This is a genomic window from Cellulomonas pasadenensis (genome assembly GCF_047229365.1).
Taxonomy (GTDB): domain Bacteria; phylum Actinomycetota; class Actinomycetes; order Actinomycetales; family Cellulomonadaceae; genus Cellulomonas.
In genome coordinates this window covers 1-1,278 of the sequence record NZ_JBFTEP010000272.1, presented here as the reverse complement: position 1 = coordinate 1,278, position 1,278 = coordinate 1, and the positions used below count along the sequence as shown (strand labels likewise).

Genomic DNA, 1,278 nt, shown 5'->3' with positions numbered 1-1,278 from the left:
TGTCTCGCCCCGGGTCTGACGGAGGCTCTCGTTCCTGGGAAGGATGAGGGTCATGGCTGCACCGAGGAAGTACCCGGAGGAGCTTCGGGAGCGCGCGACGAGGATGGCGGTCGATCTGCGGCGTGATCCGGCGACCAAGGCGGGCGCGTTGGCGCGGGTCGCTGGTCAGCTCGGGATCAACCCCGAGACGTTGCGGAACTGGGTCACCCAGGCCGAGGTCGACGTCGGCCACCGGCCAGGCACGACGAGTGCCGAGGCGGCGCGGATCGCCGAGCTGGAGCGTGAGGTGCGCGAGCTGCGCAGGACGAACGAGATCCTGCGCACCGCGTCGGCGTATTTCGCCGCGGCGGAGCTCGACCGCCGACTGAAGTGATCGTCGGCTACATCGACGAGCACAAGGCGCGTCTCGGGGTCGAGCCGATCTGCAGGGCACTGCGGGTCGCCCCGAGCACGTACTACGCGGCCAAGACCCGCCCGCCCTCGGCCAGGTCGAACAGCGACGCCGCGACCACGGCGGTGATCGCGAAGGTGCACGCGGACAACTTCGGGGTCTACGGCGCGCGCAAGGTCCACGCCGAGCTGCGCCGACAGGGTCACGTCGTGGCGCGCTGCACGGTCGAGCGGCTGATGCGGGCCGCCGGGTTGCGCGGCATCACCCGAGCGAAGGGGCCGCGCACGACCATCGCGGGCACCGGGCCTGACCTGCGCCCGGACCTGGTCGAGCGACAGTTCACCGCGACCGCTCCGAATCAGCTGTGGGTCGCGGACATCACCTACTGCCGCACGTTCAACGGCTGGGCCTACGGGGCGTTCGTCACCGACGTGTTCTCCCGACGAGTCGTTGGCTGGCAGCTGTCCACGTCCCTGCGCACCGATCTCGCGCTGGACGCGTTGGAGATGGCCATCTGGACCCGCCGCCGCGAGGGCCGCGACGTGAGCGGCCTGACGCATCACAGCGACAAGGGAGTCCAATATGTCGCCGTGCGCTACTCCCAGCGGCTGGCCGAGGCTGGCGCAGTCGCGTCGGTCGGTTCCACCGGCGACAGCTATGACAATGCCCTCGCCGAGGCGTTCAACTCGCTGTTCAAGGCCGAGCTAGTGCGCAACAAGGGCCCGTGGAGAAGCGTCGACGACCTCGAGATCGCAGTCGCGGAGTACGTCGACTGGTTCAACCACCGACGCCTGCACGGCGAGATCGGGCTGATCCCACCCGCCGAGCACGAAGAGAACTACTACCGTCAGAACGACGCACCGACACCCGTCGACGCGTCACTTGCG

Annotated in this window: 1 protein-coding gene and 1 other annotated feature; the gene reads left to right on the top strand. The window is 69.1% G+C overall.

Features of this window, described 5'->3' with window-relative positions:
• Window positions 1-52: 52 nt before the first annotated feature.
• Window positions 53-1,278, top strand: a protein-coding gene (locus AB6N23_RS18415; RefSeq protein ID WP_412867401.1) for an IS3 family transposase whose coding sequence is annotated in 2 segments (ribosomal slippage) — window positions 53-334 and window positions 337-1,278 — 1,224 coding nt annotated over the 2 segments. Because the reading frame shifts where the segments join, the coding sequence is not laid out codon by codon here. This gene is flagged as partial in the annotation.
• Window positions 331-447, top strand: a sequence feature (AL1L pseudoknot). It overlaps the preceding gene by 117 nt.